This window comes from Flavobacterium sp. HTF, from assembly GCF_003105115.1.
Classification (GTDB): Bacteria; Bacteroidota; Bacteroidia; order Flavobacteriales; family Flavobacteriaceae; genus Flavobacterium.
The window spans coordinates 1-5,310 of record NZ_QETH01000155.1 but is presented as its reverse complement, the minus strand read 5'-3'; the positions used below and the strand labels follow the sequence as shown (position 1 = coordinate 5,310).

General features: G+C 32.2%; 4 protein-coding genes. All 4 read right to left on the bottom strand.

The features are described from left to right. Positions 1 to 84: 84 nt before the first annotated feature. The 4 genes from DCO46_RS23295 to DCO46_RS22125 all read right to left on the bottom strand — a co-directional run bounded on the left by DCO46_RS23295 (position 85) and on the right by DCO46_RS22125 (position 5,028). On the bottom strand, positions 85 to 1,245 hold the full coding sequence (locus tag DCO46_RS23295) for an RHS repeat domain-containing protein (RefSeq protein WP_243416387.1): 1,161 nt from the start codon (positions 1,243 to 1,245) through the stop codon (positions 85 to 87). Beyond that, positions 1,238 to 1,678: a hypothetical protein gene (locus DCO46_RS22135; RefSeq protein WP_116754638.1), complete on the bottom strand. Its 441-nt coding sequence runs from the start codon at positions 1,676 to 1,678 to the stop codon at positions 1,238 to 1,240. The genes DCO46_RS23295 and DCO46_RS22135 overlap by 8 nt, the downstream gene beginning before the upstream one ends. A 45-nt stretch (positions 1,679 to 1,723) precedes the next feature. Next, the gene (locus DCO46_RS22130; RefSeq protein WP_243416386.1) at positions 1,724 to 2,707 is read right to left on the bottom strand and encodes an RHS repeat domain-containing protein; all 984 of its coding nucleotides are present in this window, start codon (positions 2,705 to 2,707) and stop codon (positions 1,724 to 1,726) included. A gap of 104 nt (positions 2,708 to 2,811) precedes the next feature. Next, complete coding sequence (locus tag DCO46_RS22125; RefSeq protein WP_116754636.1) at positions 2,812 to 5,028, bottom strand: SpvB/TcaC N-terminal domain-containing protein; 2,217 nt, start codon at positions 5,026 to 5,028, stop codon at positions 2,812 to 2,814. Positions 5,029 to 5,310: the final 282 nt, after the last annotated feature.

Below are 5,310 nucleotides of genomic sequence, written 5' to 3'. Positions count from 1 at the left end.
CCTTTTTACATGAGACAATTAATATTAAATGGCATGCAACATACAATTATATTTTTTTTATTTTCATATTTCTAATATTATTATTTAAAAAAGTGGAGGCAATTTGTATTTATAATTCTCATCTTTAAATTTCCAATTATATTTTTTTGACAATTCTTTATAAGTACTACCATTAACTCTTTGTCCTCCAAAGCTACGTTCTTCCCATCCCCATCCCATTTCTTCTTTTTCTTTCAAACCACCATCCATATTATTTGCTTTTCTACCTGCATGAACAAATTCATGTAGTATAGTCATACCAACAAAGAAAGAGAAAGACTGTATATCTTCATTCGTTTTAAGCGTTTCTAGAAATTCAGCATTCAAAATTTCTAAACTAAATTCTGTTCTACTATCATTCAAACCTTCTGGGTGAAGAGAATGCCAAGTCAAATCTCTAATGTCTAAAGTCATGCTTCCTTCGGAAAATTTTAACTGACTTAAAACCTCCATAGTTGAATATCCTGAAAACTCTGCTAATGCCTGTAAAATTTTTGGATTTGATTTTACATAACCACGAAGTAGTCTTAGAACATTCATAGTCCTAGGGTATTTTCTCTGATATTCAAAAGCATCTTTAGGATGTATATTAGAACCAGTAGACTCATCTGACGTACTACGAGTTGAACTATTAGTATCATCAGTTTTCGTACTCCCATCTGTATTTAAACCATAACTTCCCATTGCCGCTGAAAAAGAAATACTTTGACCTGAACCGTTTTCATATCCACCTGTATTCCAATTATAATGCTCGCCAGCCATTCCACTTGGGTCAGCCCAATAAACAGGATTCCCATTAAAAGCACCATAAGGCGATTGACTATAATGTGTAATTGGGTCAAATGTTGTAAATCTTGCGAGTGCAGGGTCATAGTTCCTAGCCTCCATATCGTACATGTTAAGCTGTAACTCGTCCTGAAGCTCCTTCCCGTTGTATTTATACTTATAGTTAGAGTTAACAATAGGCGCTCCATACCCCATTTGTTTTAAGCCAAAAGGATAGTAGTTGTTTTCATCTGTAATTTGCAAGACAGGAATGGTTGTAGTGCCTGTATTTTTATAACTCAATCGGATATTACCCAAATGATCCTTGTACTGGTAAATATATTTATAAGAACTTCCTGATACTGCTTCGACATATCCTTCTGTGGTTGGAAAAAACTTTTTTTTAGGACAAGACAGGGGCCAACTGGGTATTTTAGTCAAATAAAGGTCGCTTTTCTTGCTGATTAAATTTTATAATATTTTCATTTAATTCTATCAAGATATACTTTCCTAATTTTTTATTAAGCTGAAAATTATAAATCTTTTCTTGGTGTGTAACAGTTAGAATGATTTTTTCTTTATTTTTGATGATGTACTCAACATTACTACTATTATTTATAAGAATCACTTCATCTCCTCTTTTAATAATTTTAAATCCTAAAGAAGTTATACCATCCGATTTACTGCTTAATAAAACTGATTTAATAATTTCATTACCGTTAATTGCAAACACAATTTTATCAGAACCAAAACCATTAGTAAAAATTATATGGTATAGAACAATAACTTTGTCTTTTTCTGTTTTATTAACTTGAGAATTACATGAAAATAAAATAAGAAAACATAATTTTAGTGTTATGATTTTTTTATCCATAATTATTCTGTTAAAATGAGCATCTAGTTTTCGTGGCTCTGTTAGTTAATATTTTTGTCTTCCTTTATTCAATAATTTTTTATCATAAGCTTCTTTCATTTGGAGAATTTGAGCTTTAGTCAATTCCATACCTGCATTAGGCTTGGAAGTTTGGTGCATTAAATTACTATCCATAGTCCCTGGAGTAACATGTGGTAAAGTTCCTGTATGTCCTAATTCATGTGAACCTGTTCTTTCTAAAGTTGCATCACCCGTACTTGTTTTACCTGTTCCTGCATATTTCCCAGTTTTTGCAGGAACCATTTTGTTACTTACAATATCTGCATTTATATAAACCCCTAATTCTCCAAAACTGGCGTGACCTATTACATTCATTGGACGGAAACTACCTGGATTATCTGAGTCAGGTAACTTGCCATTATCGACTATTCTAAATGCATGGTCAGTTTTGTTTAATTTGTTGGCACTTGAAGCTACTGTTATATCCGTCGTTACATTAACTGCAAATCCTTTTTCACTTCCGCTAGAAAAAGAATCTTTAATAGAATTGCTTAAACGAGTTGCAAATGAGGATAATTCCTTACTTGTAAAAACTTTTCCTGATTCATTTATCAATTTTCCTGTTACAGAAATATTTAATCCAATTAATATTCTATTTCCACTTTTATCTAGAATATCATTACCTTTTTTGTCTTGTTTATAAATACCACTTATATCTATTTGTTTTCCATCAGGATCAACATAAAAGACAGGGTTATTTAAAACATGATTATAAGGAGAAACTGAAGTATATGTATCCGCCAGCGGGTCAATGTTCATCCATCGTCCTATTGCAGGGTCATAATTACGTGCTCCATAGTCGTATAAATTCAACTTCCAGCCACCAATACTATCATCCTGTAGTTCTTTTCCGTTGTACTTATACTTATTCTCAAAACCAATTTTAACTGTATTATAGCCTTCCTGTTTCAGACCAAAAGGGTAGAAATTACTCTCTTCCTTAATGGCAAGTGTCTTATCATAACTCAATCGGATGTTACCCAAATGATCTTTGTACTGGTAAATATATTTATAAGAACTTCCAGAAACCTCTACATACCCTTCCGCAGTTGGGAAAAACTTAAGGGTAGGAGTTAGGAGAGGCTCCTTAACGTATATATATTTTCCCGATAATCTTTATTGATGATAAATTCATTTTCTTCACAGCCATTTGAATTATCACTCCCGTCAGTAACGGTAACATATTGGTAAAAAACATTAGACCCCATTTCGAACATCGAAGATACACTACTTGAATTTAAAACCAGGTCAGTAACAGTGCAGCTCAGATCATTAACACCTGAAAAACTCGCGTGATCACTAAAATTCACATAATAAGGCTCTTGCAGGAAATCTCCAGAAGATTTTGATTCGTTATATTTAGAATAACTGTAATTTTTTATAACAGGGTTATCTTTGTAAAGAGAATAATCTTTGGTTTGTTTTACTCTTAATCCTCCAATCTGTATATTAGCTGGTACAATATTAATAGTTCCAGGACGGTAGCTATAACTTAAGCTCGCTGAAGTACAATTGCCTGTTATTGCTAAATTGACCCTATATTCCTGATTTGCCTCTGCATTAAAATAGCTGTTTTTTGTATATGATGTCATATGCTCTCGCATAGCTATCGATTTAGTACTGGTTGTAGTTCCGTTATTTGATGTTAAATAAAGGTTTTCAGATTTTTGCTGAGTAACATTATAAACACTGTATGTCGCTACTCTTTTCCCTGTATCATCTTGATCACTAAGACAATAAAAACTAATCCCCCCTACAAAACTAATTTTTTGACTGCTTGAAACCTTAATTATTCTGGGTGTTGCGCTACTATGAGATGTGTCTTTTTCTGTTGTGACACTTAAACCCTCATGAACTGGAGGTGCATATTGTTTTGTTTCACCATAATAAGTATTAGGCTCATATGTTAATTCTGTATAGCCTTTTGTAGGATAGATAATTTTGTTTAAAAGTCCTATTTGCGAATAACCTTGTTTAACTTCCCGATCCGCCGCCTGATAGTCGAAAGTTTCAAAACCATAATCTTGAATTCTTGGTATTAACATCGAATTGTTAGCATTATTAAAATATCCCCAATGATCCTGGCTCTTGGACAAACGAACAGGAAAGCTATTAGGGCTAATATAGCTGAAAGCATATTTGTTCGTTTCTTCCAGAAAATGAAAACTATTTAAAAAAATCCTTTTATTGTTTGTTACTAAATAGTCAAAATCGATTTTTTCAATTATGTTTAACGCCTTACCCTTAACTGTAATTGTCTTGATAACAGTGGCAGGCTCATTGCTTGAAATTTTATCTTCATAATCAAACAACACACTGCCAAAATCAGGCTTATTACTAGTTATGGACGAAAGACTCTTCCCTATTATTCTAATAGTATGAGAAAAAATTCCACTAAAAGTGATTCCTTTTGTGTAGCCTTGTCCTGGTGCGCAATTTTGCATCAATGGATATGATTTTGATGCCTGCTGACTTTCTCCCTGGACATACTCCTTTGTGCTATTGTTATACCCAAAATAAACTTCTTCACCTTTAGGATGAACAATTTTATTAAGATACCATGCTGTAACTTTGATAGAAGGTATTGAGTGTCCGGAACCCTGAGTTCGCAACATGGTTTGTTCTTTTTCCTGGAAAAAATATTTTACTCCGTCTGGTGTTGTGACAAGAAAAGAGTAAATCTCATCACCCGGATTATTGATTACTTCAATTCGGATATCATTTCTTTCAAAAAAAACAACCTTATTGTCATCATCAAAATAAAATTTTCCGGAGTAATTCATAAAATTGAACATGAACAAATCTCTTTCTCTTTCCTTACCATAATTTTCTCCATAAAAATTAAAGTATAACCTACTCATAACATCCGAAGGTGTAGAGGTTATATCAAAATGTTTTAATGGATAATCTTCATAATAGTCATCTTCCTGATTACGTATGATCCTTGTAATAACACCACCACCTATAAGATTCCATCCCAATCCTGTTATACTATTTACATCGTCAACTTTAATTCCTCCGGATGAATAATTAATCGCAAAAGGAACATTAATGTTATTTGTTATATAAGTAAACAATGGTAACTGAATATTTGGTGTTCCTGTAAATAAACCTACTGGTGTATTGCCATACATAGCAAACTTAAATGCCTGCGGAGAAGGGGGAGTAATATTTGGTAAAAATTTGCCAGGATCATTGTCTTTATCCTGAGCAGCAACTTTTATCGAGGCAAGAACAAATAATAAACAATATAAAATTTTAATAGTGTTTTTAAAAGTAGTCTTATACATAAATAGATTAGTTTATGGTTTGGTGAATAGTAATAATTTATTGAATAGCCACAATAGAGCAGTTCCAGCTTAATAAAAACATTTAAGCTACATATAAGCAGATTAAAGCTTATCATCTTACTGAAAATTAAATGGCAGGAAAAAATGTGATATAATTATGATTCTAATTATATTCTGTCAAGAATAATTGACTTTAAGAAAAAAAGGGACAATATAAATTTTGTCTTAGAAGAGTAGAATTTCATCATTATATCTGGATAAGTAATTTGTTTTTGGTATGCA

Coding starts and splice junctions, on each gene's coding strand:
- DCO46_RS22135 (WP_116754638.1), bottom strand. CDS start 1,678: ATGGATAAAAAAATCATAACACTAAAATTATGTTTTCTTATTTTATTT.
- DCO46_RS22125 (WP_116754636.1), bottom strand. CDS start 5,028: ATGTATAAGACTACTTTTAAAAACACTATTAAAATTTTATATTGTTTA.